Source organism: Paenibacillus sp. MAHUQ-63 (genome assembly GCF_028765165.1).
Classification (GTDB): Bacteria; Bacillota; Bacilli; order Paenibacillales; family NBRC-103111; genus Paenibacillus_E.
Genome location: NZ_JARADB010000001.1, coordinates 1,213,442 through 1,231,580, shown reverse-complemented (window position 1 = coordinate 1,231,580; position 18,139 = coordinate 1,213,442). Strand labels below are relative to the sequence as shown.

Here is an 18,139-nt window from a genome sequence, read left to right as displayed (position 1 = left end):
ACCTTCGCCCGTATGCCGGGCCCTCCTATAGGGAATACTGGATCTTACTCCATATGTAAGAGAAGGTGGAATTCCTATGCTTTTATATCAATTGACCCAGTGGTTCGAGGAGCGCTCCTCGTTGCAGCAGGCGCTGCATAACGGTGAACCGGAAAGTCACGGCGAGCTGCAGCAGCGGATTCAGGAGGTCGAGCAGCAGCTTCACTCGCATGCCGAACGGTGGAAAAATGCGATCCAGGAAGCCTCCTACCTGCAGTTTCCGTATGAAAATCCGATGCTCGACGACGATATGGTGCTGTAGATATGCTGCAGCTGCATGCCCGCGCCTTTGTATTTCCTCGGTTTTCGTGTAGAATTAGATAGAACGATAAACGAGAACAGAACGAGGTCTTTTTACTATGAAAGTACTTGTCACTACACTGAATGCCAAATTCATTCATACTTCCTTGGCGCTGCGCTATCTGAAAGCGTTCTGCGAGAAGGATTTCGATGTGGAAATAACCGAGTATACGATCAAAGACCCAGTGATGAACGTCGTCTCCGACCTGTATCAGAAGGCGCCGGACGTGCTGGGTTTTTCCTGTTACATTTGGAACATTGAAGAAACCATTCACATCATTCGGATGATCAAAAAAATCAGGCCGGAAATGATCATCGTGCTGGGCGGTCCCGAGGTTTCCTACGATACGGATTACTGGATGAACCGGATTCCGGAGGTCGATTTCATCGTCATGGGCGAAGGGGAGGAGACCTTCCACCAGCTGCTGACGGAGATCTCGACGACGCAGAAATATCACTTCGTGTACGGGCTCGCTTACCGCAAAGGTGACGAAGTCGTGCTGATGCCGGGCAGACCGAAGCTGAATCTGAACGACATCCCGTCCCCGCACCGGTTCCAGGAGGATTTGCCGAGCTTGCCGAACCGCGTCGTGTATTTCGAGACGAGCCGCGGCTGTCCGTTCTCGTGCCAATTCTGCCTATCCAGTATTGAGGTCGGCGTGCGGTACTTCGATATGGAGCGGACGAAGTCGGATCTCCTGTACTTGATTGATTCGGGCGCCAAGCTGATCAAATTCGTAGACCGGACGTTCAACATCAAGCGTGACTACGCGATGGAGATTTTTGAGTTTCTTATTGAAAATCATCGCGGCGTCGTCTTCCAGTTTGAGATTACGGCGGACATCATGCGGCCGGAAGTGCTGGATTACTTGGCGGAGAATGCCCCGCCGGGCACGTTCCGCTTCGAGATCGGCGTGCAGTCGACGAATGACACGACGAACGAGCTCGTGCAGCGCAGACAGAACTTCATGAAGCTGAGCCGGACCGTCTCGAAGGTGAAGAACAGCCTCAAGATCGATCAGCATCTCGATCTCATCGCAGGTCTGCCGGAGGAAGACTACAACTCCTTCCGCAAAACGTTCAACGATGTATTCGAATTGGGACCGGAAGAGCTCCAGCTCGGCTTCCTCAAAATGCTGCGCGGTACGGGCATGCGCAAGGATGCGGACAAATACGGCTACGTGTATATGGATCATGCCCCTTATGAAATTCTGGGGAATGACATTTTGCCGTTCACCGATTTAATTCGGATCAAGCGCGTGGAGGACGTGCTCGAGAAATACTGGAACGCACACCGGATGGACCATACGGTCAAATATTTGATTGCGAATGAATTTACGTCGGCCTTCGATTTTTTCCAGGAGTTCGGCGACTTCTGGGAAAGCCGCGGCTGGCAGAAGATCGGGCATCAGCTCGAGGATCTGTTCACCCGTCTGCGGGACTTCCTGCAGCATCGGGGAACGGCCAATATGCCGGTCATCGAGGGGCTTATGAAGCTGGACTATTTCCTGGGCCATAAATATAAGCCGCGCAAAATCTGGTGGGACTTCACGCTGGACAAGTCCGAGCAGATCGCCTACCTCAAGCTGCTGGCCGAGCAGCCTGAGCGCGTAAGCGGAGATTTCCATAAGCTCCGCATTCATGAGAAAGACATCCACAAGCATGTCATGATTGAGGTGCTGCCTTTCGGTTTGCAGACGTATCTGCAAACCGGTGAGCTCGACGAAGCCAGCCGGGAGCTGCTCGTCGTGTACTTCCCGCCGGATGCGCAGCAGCCGGCGAGCTACTATACGATGCCGCTGAACCAAGCGTTAGTGGTGTAGCATCAGGGGGTGTCCCCAGGTTGAATGACCTGGGGACACCTTTTTTTCATCCGCTAACCGGTTCCGCCCTACTTTGGGTCGGCAAATGTGGAAACAGGGTGCGCTATTTCCGGGAAAACAAGACATCAAGACTTGGAAGGGACTGGGAGCCTCTTTTTTGCCCATACAGCCCCATTGATTGAGTTTTCAACGAATATAGGGCACCAAATTTCCGTTTAAGGCCCATAAACAGCGGTTTATGAAAGAATAGCGCATCTCGTTTCTCTTCCCTGTGAGAAGCCGGCAGCCAAGCCGTGCAAGCGGCTCTGCATCCGTATAGAAGCGTCCCTGATCAGGGTAATCTAGGATAGTTGAGAGAGTGGAAATTGACATTACACCTGAACCTAACCTGGAAGGAGAATTACGCATGATCGGAACCCATAGCAGCAAGCTCGAGGAGCAAATTGAGAAGGTACTGGAGGCTAACTCCATCTGTTCGTTCGCAACTGTGGAGGGCAGCAAGCCGAAAGTTCGGTACATGGCGCTTTTTCACGAAGGATTAACGATATATCTGGCTACGAACCGCAAAACCGATAAAGTAGACGAGGTTAGGGACAATCCGAACGTTCATATTCTCGTAGGATTCGACGGGAAAGCGTCCTCCGATATTTTGCAAATTCAAGCGACGGCAGCGATCAGCAATGACAATGCGCTTCGCGAGAAGTTGTGGACGGATGACATGGCCAAGTGGTTCGACGGTCCTCACGACCCGAATTACGTCGTACTGGAGATTACTCCTTCGTATATGGAATACTCAAGCAAAGGATCCGAACCGCAAATCTGGAAAGGATGAAACGGGCATTTCCTGAAAAAACCATTGACCACAGGTAAGGGTTAGTGATAAGATTGAAAAAATTTACCTATGGATCGATGAGGAGGAAAACGTAAAGTGGCCACGTATTACATGGAACCATCCCGTACCTTCAGCGAGTTTCTGCTGATTCCCAACCTGACAACGAAGGAATGCACGCCGGCGAATGTGAAGCTCCGAACCCCGCTTGTGAAATTCAATAAAGGCGAGGAACCTGCAATCTCGCTGAACATCCCGTTTTCATCTGCAGTCATGCAAGCTGTATCCGATCATGGAATGGCGATCGCTTTGGCGCGTTGTGGCGGGATTTCATTTATTTATGGCTCGCAGTCGATTGAGTCGGAAGCACAGATGGTGCGGAAGGTTAAGGGGTATAAGGCCGGCTTCGTCGTCAGCCGTTCCAACTTGACACCGAATCATACGTTAAGCGATGTGCTGGCACTGAAAGAAGAAACGGGCCACTCCACTGTCGCCATTACGGACGACGGGACGGCGAACGGCGTGCTTCTTGGTATTGTAACAGGACGTGATTACCGCAAAAGCCGCGACACGCTGAACCGTCCGATTCATGAGTTCATGACGCCGTTCGAGAAGCTGATTTACGGCAAATCCGGCATCACGCTGTCCGAAGCGAACAACCTGATCTGGGATCACAAGCTGAACTGTCTGCCGATCGTCCATGAGCAGCAGCGCCTGGATACGCTTGTTTTCCGCAAAGATTACGATGAGCATAAAGAGAATCCGATGGAACTGCTGGACGGGAACAAAAGCTACATCGTCGGAGCGGGCATCAACACCAAGGATTATAAAGAGAGAGTTCCAGCGCTTGTAGAAGCGGGCGTCGATATTCTCGTCATCGACTCTTCGGACGGTTATAGCGAATGGCAGCGTGAAACGGTGCAGTACGTGAAAGAGAACTTTAATGTGAAAATCGGGGCAGGCAACGTGGTGGATCGCGAAGGCTTCCTGTACTTGGTGGAATCCGGCGCAGATTTCGTGAAGGTCGGCATCGGCGGGGGCTCCATCTGTATTACCCGCGAGCAGAAAGGGATCGGCCGCGGTCAGGCTTCCTCCATCATGGAAGTCGTCGAGGCAAGAGACCAGTATTTCAAAGAAACAGGCACGTATATTCCGATCTGCTCCGACGGTGGTATCGTTCACGACTACCATGTGACGCTCGCGCTCGCGATGGGTGCGGATTTCGTAATGCTCGGCAGATACTTCGCACGGTTCGATGAAAGCCCGACCCGTAAGTTGAAAGTCGGCAACAATTTCGTCAAAGAATATTGGGGAGAAGGCTCCAACCGCGCTCGCAACTGGCAGCGTTACGATACCGGGGGCAAGAACAAGCTCTTGTTCGAGGAAGGTGTCGATTCTTACGTTCCGTATGCTGGAAGCCTGCGTGAGAACCTGGACAAAACGATCGGCAAAATCAAGTCCACGATGTGCAATTGCGGCTCGGTAACTTTGGAAGAGCTGAGAAGCAATGCGCGAATTGCGCTCGTATCGGCGACATCGCTCGTTGAGGGCGGCGCACACGACGTCATCCTCAAGGAAAGCTCTTTGTCGGAAGAATAGGAAAGAACAAAGCGCTCCACCGCATCGCAGATGACGGTTGGAGCGCTTTGTTGTTTATTAAGGCAAGTAGCTGCGGATCACTGTCATGCCGCCTTCGAGCGCATACGTGCCCAGATTGGCCGGAAGCAAGAAGCAATCTCCCGGTTTGGCGGAGATGCTGCCATCTTCCCATTGGAGCGTTCCGCTGCCTTCGGCAATGACGAGAATGACGAAGCTTTCCGGTGATGTGCTCAGCTCCCATTTGGGTCCGACAAGCCCTTTCTCCACCGTGAAGAACGGAGACTTGGCCAGCGTCAGCCATGTGCCGGTTTCGTTCAAGTTCGTTTTCATGCGGGTCGAGCCCGAGCCTTCATACGCGATCACATTCAATGAATCTTCGATGTGAAGCTCGCGCAGCTTGCCGTCTAGTCCCGGACGGTTGTAATCGTACAGGCGGTAGGTTGTGTCGGAATTTTGCTGAATCTCCGCAACCAGCACACCTGCGCCTAACGCATGAACGGTTCCCGCCGGAATGTAGAAGGAATCGCCGGCTTCTACAGGAACTTCCTGCAGGCAGTCCAGAATGCGGTTCTCTTCAATCGCTTGCGCCAAGTCTGCGCGGCTTACGCCATCTTTCATTCCGTATATAATTTTGGCGCCCGGTTTGGCGTCCAGAATGTACCACATTTCCGTTTTGCCCAGCTCGCCCGGAGCCAGGTTCTCATAATCGTCGTTGGGATGAACCTGTACGGACAGATCGTCTTCGCAATCCAGCAGTTTGATGAGGAGCGGGAAACGTCCGTTTTTCTCGGAGAAGCCTTTGGTGCCGAATAGCGTCTTGCCGTATTTCTCCCGGATTTCGTCCAATCCAAGACCGGCCAGCTCACCGTTGATCACTTTGGTCGTGCCGTTGGGATGATCGCCGATCATCCAGCCTTCGCCAATCGCGCCTTCCGGCAGCGTGAAGCCGAATTTCTCCAGGGCTCTGCCACCCCAGACACGTTCTTTCATTTCGGGTTGAAATTGAAGCGGGTATGATTTCACTATTCTCCCTACTTTCTCTATGTAATAAAAAGCTACTAGCATTATACCATGCTCTATCTTTTTTCTACAGCTAACAGGTAGGGAGCGTGTGCGCTCGTGTTCATGAACTGGTACTTCAGTACTTGATAAGAGACGAGCGGCAGCTGCTGCGCCCAAGCTTCGACGGCCGCCGCTTCTTCGGAGCCGCCGGCGTGCCCGCTGTACAGCACGATCGTGACGATGCCTCCTTTGCGCAGCAAACGAAGGGCTGCTTCCAGCGCAGGAAGGGTTGATTCCTGCGTCGTGATCGTCGCCGGATCGGCGCCGGGCAAGTAGCCGAGGTTGAACGTAACCGCGGCTACCCGGCCATGGCGGTCCTGCGGCACAGCCGCCTCCATGAGCGCATGGCTGCATAAGCTCATATGTACAGAAGAAGATGCGTCCGGAAGCTCCTTCTCCAGACGCATCTTGGTTTGATCCAGCGCTTGCTGCTGGATGTCGAAGCCGTACACGCAGCCGCGGCGGCCCGTCAGCTTCGCCAGAAAGACGGTATCGACGCCGTTGCCCAGCGTGGCGTCGATGACCGTATCTCCGGGCTGTACGCGCTGTCCGATCAGTTGATGCGCATATCCTAGAACAGAAACAAAACCCATGCTTACTTAAGCCTCCATGCCTTTGAGACAATTATTTTTTGGCTGCCAGCCATGCGGCCAGCGTTTCGATCTCTTCGGCCTTCAGCGAACCTCCGAAAGGCGGCATTTCGTCTTTCCCTTTGACGATCTGCTGTGTGATTTCCTCTTTGGTTTTGCGCGAACCGACCTTCGTCAGGTTCGGGCCGAAGTCTCCGGCAAGCCCTGCCCCGTGGCAGGCCATGCAGTTGTCCTTGTACAGCGCCTGCGCCGCCTCGGCGCTGACCGTGTCAGCCGCCTGCGGCTTGGCTGACGGCGTTGGCGACGCGCTCGCGGGCGCGGGCGTCGGTACCGGCGTCGGCGTCGGCTTCGCCGTAGCCGCCACGGGCGCAGCGGTCGCGGCCGCTGCGGTTGGTTTCGCAGCCGCTGCGCTAGGCTGCGGCGTGCTGCTGGCCGGCGCTGCTGTCGCCGGCGCGGGTGTTGCTGCGGCAGGCGTCGCCGCAGCGGGTGTGGCCGTCGGCGCTGCCGCTGACGGCGTCGGTGCAGCCGTCACGGTCGGTGACGGCGCTGTCGTTACGGCGGCGGTCGGTGCAGCCGCCGCCGGCTCCGGCTTCGGCGCTCCTTCATTCGCGCTGCAGCCGGCCATAACGAGCATGAGTCCGAGCCAGGCAGCTCCCCATCTTACATCCATCGCAATCCTCTCCTTCATATAAGCTCTCGCTATATATTAGGAAACGATCACCATGGGCAATGGGTTTGATGCCTGCGAAAATTTAATTCGCCCGGCCTTGCCAATATTTGCCCTGCCAGGTGTTTCTTTCTTTCATAAGCTTATCGAACGCGTTGAGCACTTCCCATTTCTTAAGACTCCACATCGGCCCGATCAGCAGGTCGCGCGGCGCATCCCCCGTAAGGCGATGCACGATCATTTCCGGAGGCAGCAGCTCGAGCGTATCGACGACTAGCTTCACATATTCATCTTTTTCGAGGAATTGCAGCAAGCCTGCTTCGTATTGCTTGACCATCGGCGTTTTGCGCATTAAATGAAGCAAGTGAATTTTGATGCCCTGAACGTCCATTTGAGCGACGGCTCTGCCGGTATCCAACATCATTTCGTGCGTCTCACCCGGCAATCCATAAATAATGTGCGCACAGGTACGGATGTTATGTTTGCGCAGCTTGGCCACGGCATCCAGATAGCACTGCGTATCATGAGCGCGGTTGATGAGCGTCGAAGTGGATTCATGCACGGTTTGCAGACCCATTTCGACCCATAAGTAAGTACGCTCGTTCAGCTCGGCCAAATATTCGACGACATCGTCCGGCAGGCAGTCGGGACGGGTTGCGATCGACAAGCCGACAACGCCGGGCTGCTGCAAAATCACTTCATAATATTCCCGCAATTCTTCAACGGGAGCATACGTATTCGTATAAGCCTGGAAATACCCGATGTATTTGGCTTCCGGCCATTTCTGATGCTGAAGATCTCTGATCTTGTTGAATTGGGTCACAAGATCGTCACGGCGGCTTCCCGCGAAATCGCCTGACCCCCGCGCACTGCAAAACGTACAGCCTCCGGTGGCAATATTGCCATCGCGGTTCGGACAGGTGAAGCCGGCGTCCAGCATAACCTTGAATACTTTCTCGCCGAAAACTTCGCGCATCTCGTAATTCCATGTATGGAAACGTTTGTCCCCCCATAGCAGAGGAGACTCATGAATTGTAGTAGACATCAAGTGTTAAGCTCCTTTCCTTCCCCCCTATTGTAGCGAAAATCAAACATGAAAGCGACCCCTGCCTTTCCATCAACTCCCCCGTTAAAACGGATCGGATCGGAGCATCATAACTTTGCACGACGAACATATGCCGAGAGGGGAAATGACAACAGTGAAAAAGTTTCGTACATTGACAATGGCGGTAGCTTTGACGACAGCATTGAGCTTTGGGGCAGTTGGGGCGTATGCGAATACGAATATGAGTACATCGACGATGAATACTCATACGGGGACATCGGGGACTATGGGGACGGGGACTACGACAACATCGGGTTACACGGGGAGCAGTTATGACGCAACAACGGGGACAAGCACCGGTACCGGCTTGATGAATGGCGCAGGGACGATTGACGGCAGAACGTCAGGTACGGGAACCATGGGAACTGGTGCTACAGGAACCACGGGTGCCGTTGCTCCTTTTGTCACCTCATCGCCGAATGTAACGGCTACGCCAAACACAACGACAACAGGCTCGTACGGAACTTATGGCAACACGTATACAGGCAGAAGTACTAATGCCAACGGCACTGGCACTGGCGTCCTGGGCCAAATTAATGGCTATGGCAACAATATGATGGAACGGATGAGTACAACCGGAACGGCTTTGACGAACAACACCCATCGCGGCAATTATGATACTTCATCTTATCGCGCCTATGCCACTACCGCAAACAAGAACCATATGGACTGGGGTTGGTTGGGTCTTGTCGGTCTGATTGGACTTGCGGGTCTGAGAGGAAGCAACCGTCGCAGAGACGAGAGCTATAAGTAAATAGCGGCGAAAACCGAGACGTCCTCCAATATGGAGGGCGTTTTTGGTGTTGGGAAAGTAGGTACGGCTAATGGACAGGGAGGCCCTTATTCCATGAAAAAGGCATCTCTGAACGCCTAACGGACACGAGTGCCGTTATTTGCCCATTCATGTCTGTTTTTGAGCGGAAAATGGCCAAATAAGATCCCTGGTGTCCGTTAGCCCCAAAAATGCGACGTTTTTTGCCCAATAACGGCCGCTGTGTCCGTTAGCAGGTAAGGGCTTTGCTTTTTGCCCACACAGCAGCCGTATCCTATAGCCGCGAGAACCGCGGTGCTGAAATTCCACGCAGCTTTCCTGCAGCGTTTCGCAGCTGTCACGCACTTTCCTGCAGCGTTTCGCAGCTGTCACGCAGCTTTCCTGCAGCGTTTCGCAGCTGTCACGCAGCTTCTCGCAGCTTTTCTCAGCTCTCCCGCAGCTTCACCGCAGCTTCACCGCAGCTTCCCGCTGTTCCCCGCACTTTGCTGTCATCATGTCCAAGACACAATCTGCCATTCATAAAGGAAGGGAATCTAACCGAAACTATCATTAAAAATAGCAAAAGGAAAGAAGGTACATCTACATGGTGATAACTCGTTCTCTTTCCACAGATACGCTCTCGGTTGAATTGACGATCAATGAGGCTTTGGCGCTGAGCAGCGGTGTGAGGTTTGCCGCCTCTTCCCACATCACCGAAGAAGCAAAGCGCAAAGTGCTCCGATCCCTGGACCGGAAGCTGTTCCCCGCAACGTCCAAAACGATTGCTTATCACGAGCTGGAAGTGTAAATCCTTTGATTTTTTCCTTCGAATGGTCTATGATTTGTATTCGATAGCTTGTACGTGTAGGAGGCAAATACTAGATGCGGTTACGGGGAAGAAAAGGAATTCGGGAAGATATAGAACGTCAGAAGGAACTCGTTGTACTGAATGCCAAAGATCATCAAGGCAAATGGGCTGAGCTGTTTGGCAACAACAACCCGATTCATGCTGAGCTTGGTATGGGCAAAGGGCGTTTCATCAGCGAGATGAGCAAGAAATATCCGCACATCAATTTCATCGGTGTCGATATGTATGATGAGCTGATCCGCAAAGCGAGCGAGAAGGCGAAGGCCGCTCATGACATCCAGACATCGGATGAAGAGGACGATGTGCTCAGCATCCCTAACTTGAGACTGATGCTGTTCAATATCGAGCATATTGAAGAAGCATTCGCTCAAGGAGAGCTTGAGCGCATTTATTTGAACTTCAGCGATCCGTGGCCGAAGAAGAAGCATGCCCGCAGAAGATTGACACATCCGGGCTTTGTGGCCAAATATCAGCAAATTTTGAACGCTAACGGCGAAATTCATCTGAAAACGGACTCGCAATCATTGTTCGAGTTCTCGCTGAACTCGTTCGCGGACATGGGACTGCGGATGCGCAACATTTCCTTGAACCTTCATGCGGAAGGGTTTCACCCGGATCATGTCATGACGGAATACGAGACGAAGTTCGCTTCGCAAGGCATGAACATTCACCGCTGCGAAGTGGTGATCGGTCAAGAGGCGCTTGCCGCGCATCTGGCTGACTTGAAGAACGCCAAAGCTGAATAATACTCCATAAAGGCTCACCTTCGCTGCATCCCGGCAGTCGAAGGTGAGCCTTTGATGTTCCCGCGCCCGTCAGCCCAGCAATTGCAGGATGACCTCCGAACAATCTGCGGCCGGCATCCTTCGCCTCTGGTGATCGATGGAGCGGCGGATCGCTTGTACATCGGCATACCGGCTTGCGAGCATGGTCAGCCAATTCGCGATCGTATCCGCAGAGCGTATGCGCTCGCCGAAGCCTTGCTGGGTGAAATAGTGTACATTCTCTTCTTCCTGTCCGGGAATCGGATCATAGAACAGCATAGGAACCGATTTGGCCAGTCCTTCCGAGCACGTCATGCCGCCCGGCTTCGTAACCAGCAGATCCGAAACCTCCATTAATTTATCGATGTCCTGCGTAAATCCGAGAAGGCGGATATTAGGGTGGCGGTAGCGCTCGTCTTCGGCAAGCTTCGCCAGCATTTTCGCATTGCTGCCCAAGCAGAAGATGAACTGGATGCGGTCCCGCCATGCGACAAGATGCTCGCTCAGTGAATCGCCGCCGATCAAGCCCCAGCCGCCTCCCATGACGAGTACGGTCGGCATGGCGGATAACTGGAATTGCTGCCGGATCATGGCTTTGTCGTGCTCCTCGCGAAAGCCGGGATGCACGGGAATGCCCGTTATTTCAACCTGGGCGGGCGATATGCCGCGGCCCAACAGTTTGTTTTTGACATCTTCGGTTGAGACCATATATTTATTCACTTCGCGGCTTACCCAAGTCCCGTGTACGTCATAATCCGTAATAACTGTGCACAGGGGGATGTTAAGGCCGGATCGCTTAAGGCGGGAAACGACGACGCTGGGAAAAGGATGGGTGCACACGATCGCATGCGGAGCCCAACCTTGAATAATCGCCGCCGTCTGCGCATAACAGATGCGGTGCAGCGCTAGTTGCGTAAGACGGTTCAGCGATTTCTTGTACTGGGAGCGGTACAATCGCCCATAGAGCTTGGGGCTAGCGCTGAGCGTCTTCTTATAGGCTTGGAATACCCAAGGGGCGATGGTCGGGTGAAGGAAGGCTCCCAACTCCAGAACGCGTGTTTCAATCGTGGAACCATGTTTCTCCAGGCTGCGGGCAAGTGCATACGCTGCTTGCGTATGACCGGCTCCGAAGCCTTCGGAGAGGATGAGCACACGTTTGTTACCGTGCAAGGCATTCATTCTCATTCGTTTACCCCCATAATGCTGGTGTGAGGAGCGCGGCCGCCGTACCGATGAAACAGCCGACGATACAATCGGACGGATAGTGCAGCCCCAGATAGATGCGGGACAGGCCGACGATGAAAGCGAGCGGCAGAAGAATGGCGCCAAGGACAGGCATGGCGGCTATGAAGGGAATGATGATCGAGAAGATAGCGGTCGTATGCCCGGACGGAAAGGAGTGATCCGTGAGCGGGTTTTTGTAGGTAATGGTTTGGGGAAGTACCAGATAAGGACGAAGGCGCGGATATTTCTTCTTGATGACGGCGACCGGAATATGGCTTAGCGTCAGCGCAATGAGAGCTTGAATGCCTGCGGTTCGCATCACGCCTTGCCCGAACAATGCGAAGCATAAGGAAATGACGATCGTCGCCGTAGCTCCTCCGAGGTGGGTGATTCGGGAGAAGAAATGGTCCAGGAAGAAGTGCTGGATACGTTGATTCACAAAGTGGAACATGCGAGTTTCATGATGCTGAAGCCAGTTCACGACTTTGCTCATGAGTAGTAGCCTCCTTCAAGTTTGAGAATACCTGCTGGTTCCAAGTATAGAGAACTTTTATTAAAAGGGGATTAACGCAGTAATAAATATGAAATTAGGCGCGTTTACAAATTCAAGTTTGATGAAATCATGGAAAGTAAGGAAGAGGCTTCCTTTTCCATTTTACCCCAATCGGATGCTGGATATCCCAATCCATTGTACCTATATGGCAGACAATGGAAACCCTTACAATTTGGGATTTTTTAAAATCGTTGTCGATGAGGGGCGTTTCCGGTTGAAAGCACGCGAACAAAAGTCAGTGCTTAGGTCGTATGGCATCGATCCCGAGAAGTCCGTTATGCTGAAGGTCGGGCAGTTCAGCCCCTATCCGGAGGAAAAGCTTGGCAACGGACTTTCCGTACGGAAGAGGCTCGAATGGTATGAAGAGGAAGCCGCAGCGGGGGTCCGAGAGCCGTAATCAGGCAAGCGCGGCAAAAGTTGTCAGCGGCAGTTCAGGTGAATTATAATTAAACCCGTATCATCACGAGGGGTCACAGTCGTCTAAATGGTGAACTTTTTGTACACAATAAAATGAAAAACGTTGAAAACAGGACTTTAACGTTCTGATTTCAAGCACATGCCGCAAAGTTTGTGCGCCTTTCCCTTAAATCTCAAAGAACGGGCTATTTTTCGGACTTTGCAGACTTTGACAAACAAGGGGAAAGAGAGGAAAATCAAGAGCGGTTAATTCACCTGTACATAACTGCGCACTATGCGTATACAAAGATAGCTTGTGTGCATAAAAAAAAGGGGGACTTTGCTTCATGCTTGACAATATTGTGCTTACGTTTCAGATTGGCTTGGCGCTCGTAGGTGCGTATCAGTTTTTTCTCACGTTCTTCGGGTGGTACCGTCCAAGAAGCAAGAAGCAATTTGCGCCGCAGAAATCGTTTGCGGTCTTGGTCGCCGCACATAACGAAGAGCAGGTCGTCGGTGCACTGATCGAGAATCTGAAGGCGCTAGACTATCCGAAAGAGCTGTATGACATCTTCGTGATTTGTGACAACTGTACTGACAATACGGCCGCGATTACCCGCAGCCACGGTGTCTATGCGATGGAACGCCACAACCCGAACCTGAGAGGGAAAGGGTATGCGATCGAATGGATGCTGAAGGAGCTTTGGAAGCGCGAGCGCCAGTATGACGCCGTCGTGATGTTCGACGCCGACAACTTGGCCAGCCCGGACTACCTGCTTCACATGAACAATGATCTTTGCTCCGGTTCCCGCGTTATTCAAGCTTATCTGGACAGCAAGAACCCGAACGATTCCTGGGTTACCGGTTCCTATGCGATTTCGTATTACTTCGCCAACCGTTTCTGGCAGATGCCCCGCACGAACTTGGGTCTGGCCAACTATTTGGGCGGAACAGGCATGTGCTTCGAATCCAAGCTGCTGAAGCAGATTGGTTGGGGAGCTACTTCGCTTGTCGAGGACTTGGAGTTCTCCATGCGCTGCATCAAAATGGGCATCAGACCGACTTACAACTACGATGCGGTTGTGTACGACGAGAAGCCGCTGACGTTCAAGGCTTCCGCCAAACAGCGCCTGCGCTGGATGCAAGGACACTTCGACGTGGCCAAGCGCTACTTCTTCCCGCTGCTGTGGCAAGGGATCCGTGAAGGCAGCTGGACGAAGATCGACGCGGCGATTTATTCCGCCAACGTTTATAACTTTTTCTTCGGGGCGATCATTACCGTCATGTTGTGGATCAAATCCGTCACGCCAGGCTGGTCGGAGACGCCGATTCTGGCCGATGTCAATCCGGTTTTATTCAACACCGTGAGCTTTGCGACGTTCTTGATGCTGCCGTTCTCCATGATGATCGAGAAATCGCCGCGCGCCGTCTATAAATATTTAATTTTGTACCCGATATTCATGATATCCTGGTGGCCGATTACGTTCTATGCGTTCTTCACGCAAAACAACAAACAATGGAGCCATACCGAGCATACGCGGGTCATTCGGCTGGACGAAATGAAAAGTAAACAAGTCAGTTGACTTTTCAATTACAAGATGATATTATACTTCAAGTAAAAGCAGAAGCGCCCGCTTCTCACCTGACCGACTGTGCAGTTGGCTGGTTTGAATGAATCATCATGAATGCTCAATAGGTTGTTCATAACCTGTTATTGATGAAGATGTGGGCCGCTTTGCGCCCGCATCTTTTTTACATTCCGATAGAGAGTTACATACTTTATGGAGGTGGAATACGATTAGCAAAGACCATATGATTAACGAGGAAATTCGCGTGAAGGAAGTACGCCTGATCGGGGCGGACGGAGAACAACTCGGCATTGTGCCGATTCGCGAAGCTCTGCAAATCGCACAAGACGCGAACTTGGATTTGGTGAATGTGGCTCCGACGGCTAAGCCGCCTGTATGCCGCATCATGGATTACGGGAAATTCCGTTACGAAACGCAGAAGAAAGAGAAAGAAGCTCGCAAGAACCAGAAAGTTGTGGATATCAAAGAGATTCGCTTAAGCGCGACAATCGATGAGCATGACTTCCAAACGAAGCTTCGCAATGCGATTAAATTTCTTGGCGACGGCGATAAAGTGAAAGCCAGCGTCAGATTCCGCGGGCGCGAGATCGCGCACTCGGAGATTGGTCGCAGAGTGCTTGAACGTCTGGCTGCTGAAACAGCGGACATTTCCTCGCAGGAGCGCGCTCCTAAGCTTGAGGGAAGAAGCATGATCATGATCTTAACGCCGAAGGCTACAACATAGCTACAACATTGGCGAGAGTATACTAAATTAGGAGGAACAACACATGCCGAAAATGAAAACACACAGCAGCTTGAAAGGCCGGTTCAAAATTACGGGCACAGGCAAAGTGCTGAGATACAAACAAGGTAAGAACCACTTGCTATCCGGTAAGTCTTCTCGTACAAAACGCGTTTTGTCCACGAACCCTGTTATGGCTCCTGGCGATGTACGTCGTTTGAAACAACAACTCGCTAACATCAAGTAATTTCTGAATTCGAACATTATTTATACATCCCAGGAGGTAGTTAACAATGGCAAGAGTCAAGGGCGGATTTATTCGCGCTCACCGTCGCAAGAAAATTTTGAAACTGGCAAAAGGTTACTTCGGTTCCAAACACCGTTTATTTAAAACAGCTAAAGAGCAAGTTATGAAGTCTTTGGTGTACGCATACCGTGACCGTCGCACAACGAAACGTAATTTCCGCAGACTGTGGATTACACGTATCAACGCTGGCGCTCGTCAAAACGGTTTGAGCTACAGCAAATTGATGCACGGCCTGAAATTGGCTGGTATCGACATCAACCGCAAAATCTTGGCTGATTTGGCTGTAAACGATGCGAAAGCATTCAACGATTTGGCTACAGCTGCAAAAGCAAAAGTAAACGCGTAAGCTTCGCTTCGCGCTTCAGAAAGCTTGTCCCTTGGAGGGGCAAGCTTTTTTTATTTGCCCATGATTGCGGCGGTAAAAAGGTGGAATGTATTCTAAATTTCCTACAGAATCGTTAGCGGCGGACTTGCTGTATGGCCCACGGGCGACCAGGCCTACATGGCCGGCATGCAGTGCCGCCATAGAACACCGCACTGCGTCATATGGCGTTACCGGTGACATCCTGCCCGCGTACGGCGGGATCAAGTTGCCGGCAGCTCCTTGCTCTCATCGGGAGAAGGCCGCTTCTTCAGCTTGCGGAGCAGGATCGCGATGAACATGGCGAAGGGGAGCGCCACTTGGAAGATAGGAAACAGCTTGACGCTGACCGCCAGTCCCAACCACACATGGAAGGTATAGCTAGGCTCAAAGAAGGAAGAAATGAAAATCACGATACCGACGAAGCATACGGAATACTTGCTGTTCCCTCTCATCAGCTGAGAGACGCCATAAGCAGCGGCCCAGTAGAAAGCCGCCAATTTAACGAACAGGCCGAGAAACAGCAGCAGAGTGACGAATACATCCAGCCTCTCGAAGATATCCCCGACCTGAATGAGCTGCACGGTTTGCAGGAAGGGCAGCGTGCTGTTGCCGATGAGGGAGGGGCCAAGCACTAACAAATTAATTATATTCATGCCAATAAGAAATAGGGCGACCCCAAGATAAGAAATGGTACTGATTCGGTTAATCTTCTTCTTGTCGGCCATGAGATGCCAGAACATCAGGAAGACGACCATTTGACCGAATGGAAAGGAAACCAAATCAGGAAAGGCCGCCTTCAGGATAGGCGTGAGGCCCTTCTCCATCACCGGCTGAATATGTTCCAAACTCATCAATCTGGAGCCGAAAATAAGCAGGGAGAGTACGCCATAACTGATAAGCACAGGCAGTATCAAGCTTTCGACGACGCGGCAGAAGGTCTCGATCCCCATGATAATCATATAGGTGGCCAATAACATAACGAGCAGCATGACGACGAACTTCGGCGTTTGCGCGAGCAGCGTTACGCTCGTAATTTCGCCGAAGTCGCGCACATTACGCATGGACTCGTAGGCGAAGTAAATGGTGAAGCAGATGCTTAGAATGCCTCCGGCAATTTTGCCGAAGCACATACGCAGGAGAACGATGAGCGACTGGTCAGGGGCGATGCTTTGGATATAGAGAAACAACCGCAAGAGAAGCAAACCGAATACCGCCGCGCAAAGCATGGCGATCCAGGAATCCTGCTTGGCTTTGCTGCCGATGGCGAACAGAGGCGTGCTGCCGATTTGGAAAAGAATGATCATAACGCCTATTTGGTAGTTGCTGATTCGTTCCATGCCGATCCCCCTTCTTCCGTCGCCTTATGGATTATCGCTTTCAATAAGCTGCTTGACCGATTTGTTGTTCATGCCGATGTTCTCGATCTCGACCCGAATCGTGACATCCATCTGAATTCGCGCGAAATGATCGCCCCAGTCAGGCTGTAACTTCGCCCAGGCTTTGGGATCTTTCCGGTGGATGAGCCCTGCGAATCCAAGAACATCCGCTTTCATGGCTTGCGCTTTATGCAAAGAATTTTGCATCAGATCGGAGATGGTACCGCTGATGAGTTCCTCCAATTTGCGGGTTCCTTCCGGTTTGGAAGCATCGACCATACAGCCGTTCTCGACCAGATTCCCGCTCGCTCTAACCTCGGCCTTTATAAGCCATGCTCCTTGGTTATAAACAGGAACAACCTTGGTTGAAGCTTTGTTGATGCGAATAGCCGAGAGGGATTGCTTACTGTCCTTCGTACAAGCGAAAAATAGAATGGATTGCTTAATATCGCCCTTAATCCAGTTGAGGCCATAGCCTTCATGCCCTGTCATCCAACCGATGAGCTTGTCTTTTTGGAAAATGCCGATGCGGCCCATTTTCAGCTTCGTATCGAAATTTGTGTTTTTTAATTTTTCGATGGAGGTGGACTCGTTGCCTGTTCCTGAGATATACACTTCGGGCAGCATACTATAACCGGAGTCTCCCTGCATTCCCATTGCGAATTGATAGATCATCACTTGTTTCAGGTTGCCGTCGGTTTTGTCCTCGTTAAGCACCATGTTCTGCAGGGCAGCGCCCGGGATCTTCTCGAGCGGCAGCAGCTGCTCCAGCACATTGCGGCCTTTGTCTCTGCTGACGAGCAAGGTGACCGTTTCCCGGGAATTGGCGCTTCGCAAGTAGACTTCAATGATCGGCGAAATCCCTTTGCGGGCGGCGCTTTCGCCAATGATCACAGCCCGATTGTGCGCGAAGAACATTCTTCGAGGCATCTCCAGAGAAGCTCTTTGCACGGCTTCCTGGATGGAATCTCCGGTTGTGGAGAACACCATGACAGGCGCTTGCTGCATGCCGGTTCCGCTCATATTGGAGATGGATTGAGGGATGACGACCTGGTAGGAGACCTGCCAGTGATCTTCGACCCAATCGATAGCGGTAGCGGAAGCGATTGCGATCTTATTCAGTTCTTTCCGGTCCCAGCAGCCCGTGCACGAGCAGCAGATGACGATAGCGATGATGATGGTCCATACCGCCCGGCGCTTGAAGCTCATGAT

At 52.1% G+C, this 18,139-nt stretch carries 20 protein-coding genes; 12 read left to right on the top strand and 8 right to left on the bottom strand.

The window, feature by feature from the left end; translation table 11 throughout:
- Positions 1 to 76 precede the first annotated feature (76 nt).
- The 4 genes from PUT07_RS05360 to PUT07_RS05345 all read left to right on the top strand — a co-directional run bounded on the left by PUT07_RS05360 (position 77) and on the right by PUT07_RS05345 (position 4,590).
- Positions 77 to 301 (top strand): hypothetical protein, encoded by a 225-nt coding sequence (locus tag PUT07_RS05360; protein ID WP_274466774.1) that lies wholly within the window; start codon positions 77 to 79, stop codon positions 299 to 301.
- A 97-nt stretch (positions 302 to 398) separates the two neighbouring features.
- A complete protein-coding gene (locus PUT07_RS05355; RefSeq protein WP_274466773.1) occupies positions 399 to 2,162 on the top strand; it encodes a B12-binding domain-containing radical SAM protein in 1,764 nt (587 codons plus the stop codon).
- 406 nt (positions 2,163 to 2,568) lie between these two features.
- Positions 2,569 to 2,994 (top strand): pyridoxamine 5'-phosphate oxidase family protein, encoded by a 426-nt coding sequence (locus tag PUT07_RS05350; RefSeq protein WP_274466772.1) that lies wholly within the window; start codon positions 2,569 to 2,571, stop codon positions 2,992 to 2,994.
- Between the two features lie 96 nt (positions 2,995 to 3,090).
- A complete protein-coding gene (locus PUT07_RS05345) occupies positions 3,091 to 4,590 on the top strand; it encodes an IMP dehydrogenase (RefSeq protein ID WP_274466771.1) in 1,500 nt (499 codons plus the stop codon).
- Positions 4,591 to 4,647: 57 nt separating this feature from the next.
- Here the strand turns inward: PUT07_RS05345 and PUT07_RS05340 are convergent, their stop codons facing one another.
- The 4 genes from PUT07_RS05340 to PUT07_RS05325 form a co-directional block, all read right to left on the bottom strand.
- Entirely contained in the window at positions 4,648 to 5,613 is a 966-nt protein-coding gene (locus PUT07_RS05340) for a type I phosphomannose isomerase catalytic subunit (protein ID WP_274466770.1), read from the bottom strand.
- 53 nt (positions 5,614 to 5,666) lie between these two features.
- Positions 5,667 to 6,245 (bottom strand): class I SAM-dependent methyltransferase, encoded by a 579-nt coding sequence (locus PUT07_RS05335; protein ID WP_274466769.1) that lies wholly within the window; start codon positions 6,243 to 6,245, stop codon positions 5,667 to 5,669.
- A gap of 31 nt (positions 6,246 to 6,276) precedes the next feature.
- A complete protein-coding gene (locus PUT07_RS05330) occupies positions 6,277 to 6,912 on the bottom strand; it encodes a c-type cytochrome (RefSeq protein WP_274466768.1) in 636 nt (211 codons plus the stop codon).
- Positions 6,913 to 6,994: 82 nt separating this feature from the next.
- Positions 6,995 to 7,954, bottom strand: a complete 960-nt coding sequence (locus tag PUT07_RS05325) for a TIGR01212 family radical SAM protein (protein WP_274466767.1) — start codon at positions 7,952 to 7,954, stop codon at positions 6,995 to 6,997.
- A 154-nt stretch (positions 7,955 to 8,108) separates the two neighbouring features.
- Between PUT07_RS05325 and PUT07_RS05320 the strand changes: the two genes are divergently transcribed.
- From PUT07_RS05320 to trmB, 3 genes are all read left to right on the top strand, one after another.
- The gene (locus PUT07_RS05320) at positions 8,109 to 8,768 is read left to right on the top strand and encodes a WGxxGxxG family protein (RefSeq protein WP_274466766.1); all 660 of its coding nucleotides are present in this window, start codon (positions 8,109 to 8,111) and stop codon (positions 8,766 to 8,768) included.
- Positions 8,769 to 9,369: 601 nt separating this feature from the next.
- Positions 9,370 to 9,573, top strand: a complete 204-nt coding sequence (locus PUT07_RS05315) for a hypothetical protein (RefSeq protein ID WP_274466765.1) — start codon at positions 9,370 to 9,372, stop codon at positions 9,571 to 9,573.
- A gap of 74 nt (positions 9,574 to 9,647) precedes the next feature.
- Positions 9,648 to 10,379 (top strand): tRNA (guanosine(46)-N7)-methyltransferase TrmB, encoded by a 732-nt coding sequence (gene trmB / locus PUT07_RS05310; RefSeq protein WP_274466764.1) that lies wholly within the window; start codon positions 9,648 to 9,650, stop codon positions 10,377 to 10,379.
- 69 nt (positions 10,380 to 10,448) lie between these two features.
- Here trmB and PUT07_RS05305 read toward each other — a convergent pair whose 3' ends face one another.
- Together PUT07_RS05305 and PUT07_RS05300 are read right to left on the bottom strand one after the other, a co-directional pair.
- Positions 10,449 to 11,582, bottom strand: a complete 1,134-nt coding sequence (locus tag PUT07_RS05305; protein ID WP_274466762.1) for an MGDG synthase family glycosyltransferase — start codon at positions 11,580 to 11,582, stop codon at positions 10,449 to 10,451.
- A gap of 4 nt (positions 11,583 to 11,586) precedes the next feature.
- On the bottom strand, positions 11,587 to 12,114 hold the full coding sequence (locus PUT07_RS05300; RefSeq protein WP_274466761.1) for a phosphatase PAP2 family protein: 528 nt from the start codon (positions 12,112 to 12,114) through the stop codon (positions 11,587 to 11,589).
- Between the two features lie 274 nt (positions 12,115 to 12,388).
- Here PUT07_RS05300 and PUT07_RS05295 point away from each other — a divergent pair, with 274 nt between their 5' ends.
- The 5 genes from PUT07_RS05295 to rplT all read left to right on the top strand — a co-directional run bounded on the left by PUT07_RS05295 (position 12,389) and on the right by rplT (position 15,533).
- Complete coding sequence (locus PUT07_RS05295; protein WP_274466760.1) at positions 12,389 to 12,571, top strand: hypothetical protein; 183 nt, start codon at positions 12,389 to 12,391, stop codon at positions 12,569 to 12,571.
- Positions 12,572 to 12,917: 346 nt separating this feature from the next.
- A complete protein-coding gene (locus tag PUT07_RS05290) occupies positions 12,918 to 14,153 on the top strand; it encodes a glycosyltransferase family 2 protein (protein ID WP_274466759.1) in 1,236 nt (411 codons plus the stop codon).
- A gap of 229 nt (positions 14,154 to 14,382) precedes the next feature.
- On the top strand, positions 14,383 to 14,883 hold the full coding sequence (gene infC, locus PUT07_RS05285) for a translation initiation factor IF-3 (protein WP_274466758.1): 501 nt from the start codon (positions 14,383 to 14,385) through the stop codon (positions 14,881 to 14,883).
- A 43-nt stretch (positions 14,884 to 14,926) separates the two neighbouring features.
- Positions 14,927 to 15,127: a 50S ribosomal protein L35 gene (rpmI, locus tag PUT07_RS05280; protein WP_274466757.1), complete on the top strand. Its 201-nt coding sequence runs from the start codon at positions 14,927 to 14,929 to the stop codon at positions 15,125 to 15,127.
- Positions 15,128 to 15,173: 46 nt separating this feature from the next.
- Positions 15,174 to 15,533, top strand: coding sequence for a 50S ribosomal protein L20 (gene rplT, locus PUT07_RS05275; protein ID WP_274466756.1), 360 nt, complete (start codon positions 15,174 to 15,176; stop codon positions 15,531 to 15,533).
- A 239-nt stretch (positions 15,534 to 15,772) separates the two neighbouring features.
- On the opposite strand, the gene PUT07_RS05270 is transcribed toward rplT, so the two are convergent.
- Together PUT07_RS05270 and PUT07_RS05265 are read right to left on the bottom strand one after the other, a co-directional pair.
- Positions 15,773 to 16,888, bottom strand: coding sequence for a GerAB/ArcD/ProY family transporter (locus PUT07_RS05270; RefSeq protein ID WP_274466755.1), 1,116 nt, complete (start codon positions 16,886 to 16,888; stop codon positions 15,773 to 15,775).
- Positions 16,889 to 16,912: 24 nt separating this feature from the next.
- Complete coding sequence (locus PUT07_RS05265; protein ID WP_274466753.1) at positions 16,913 to 18,136, bottom strand: Ger(x)C family spore germination protein; 1,224 nt, start codon at positions 18,134 to 18,136, stop codon at positions 16,913 to 16,915.
- Between the last annotated feature and the right edge of the window lie 3 nt (positions 18,137 to 18,139).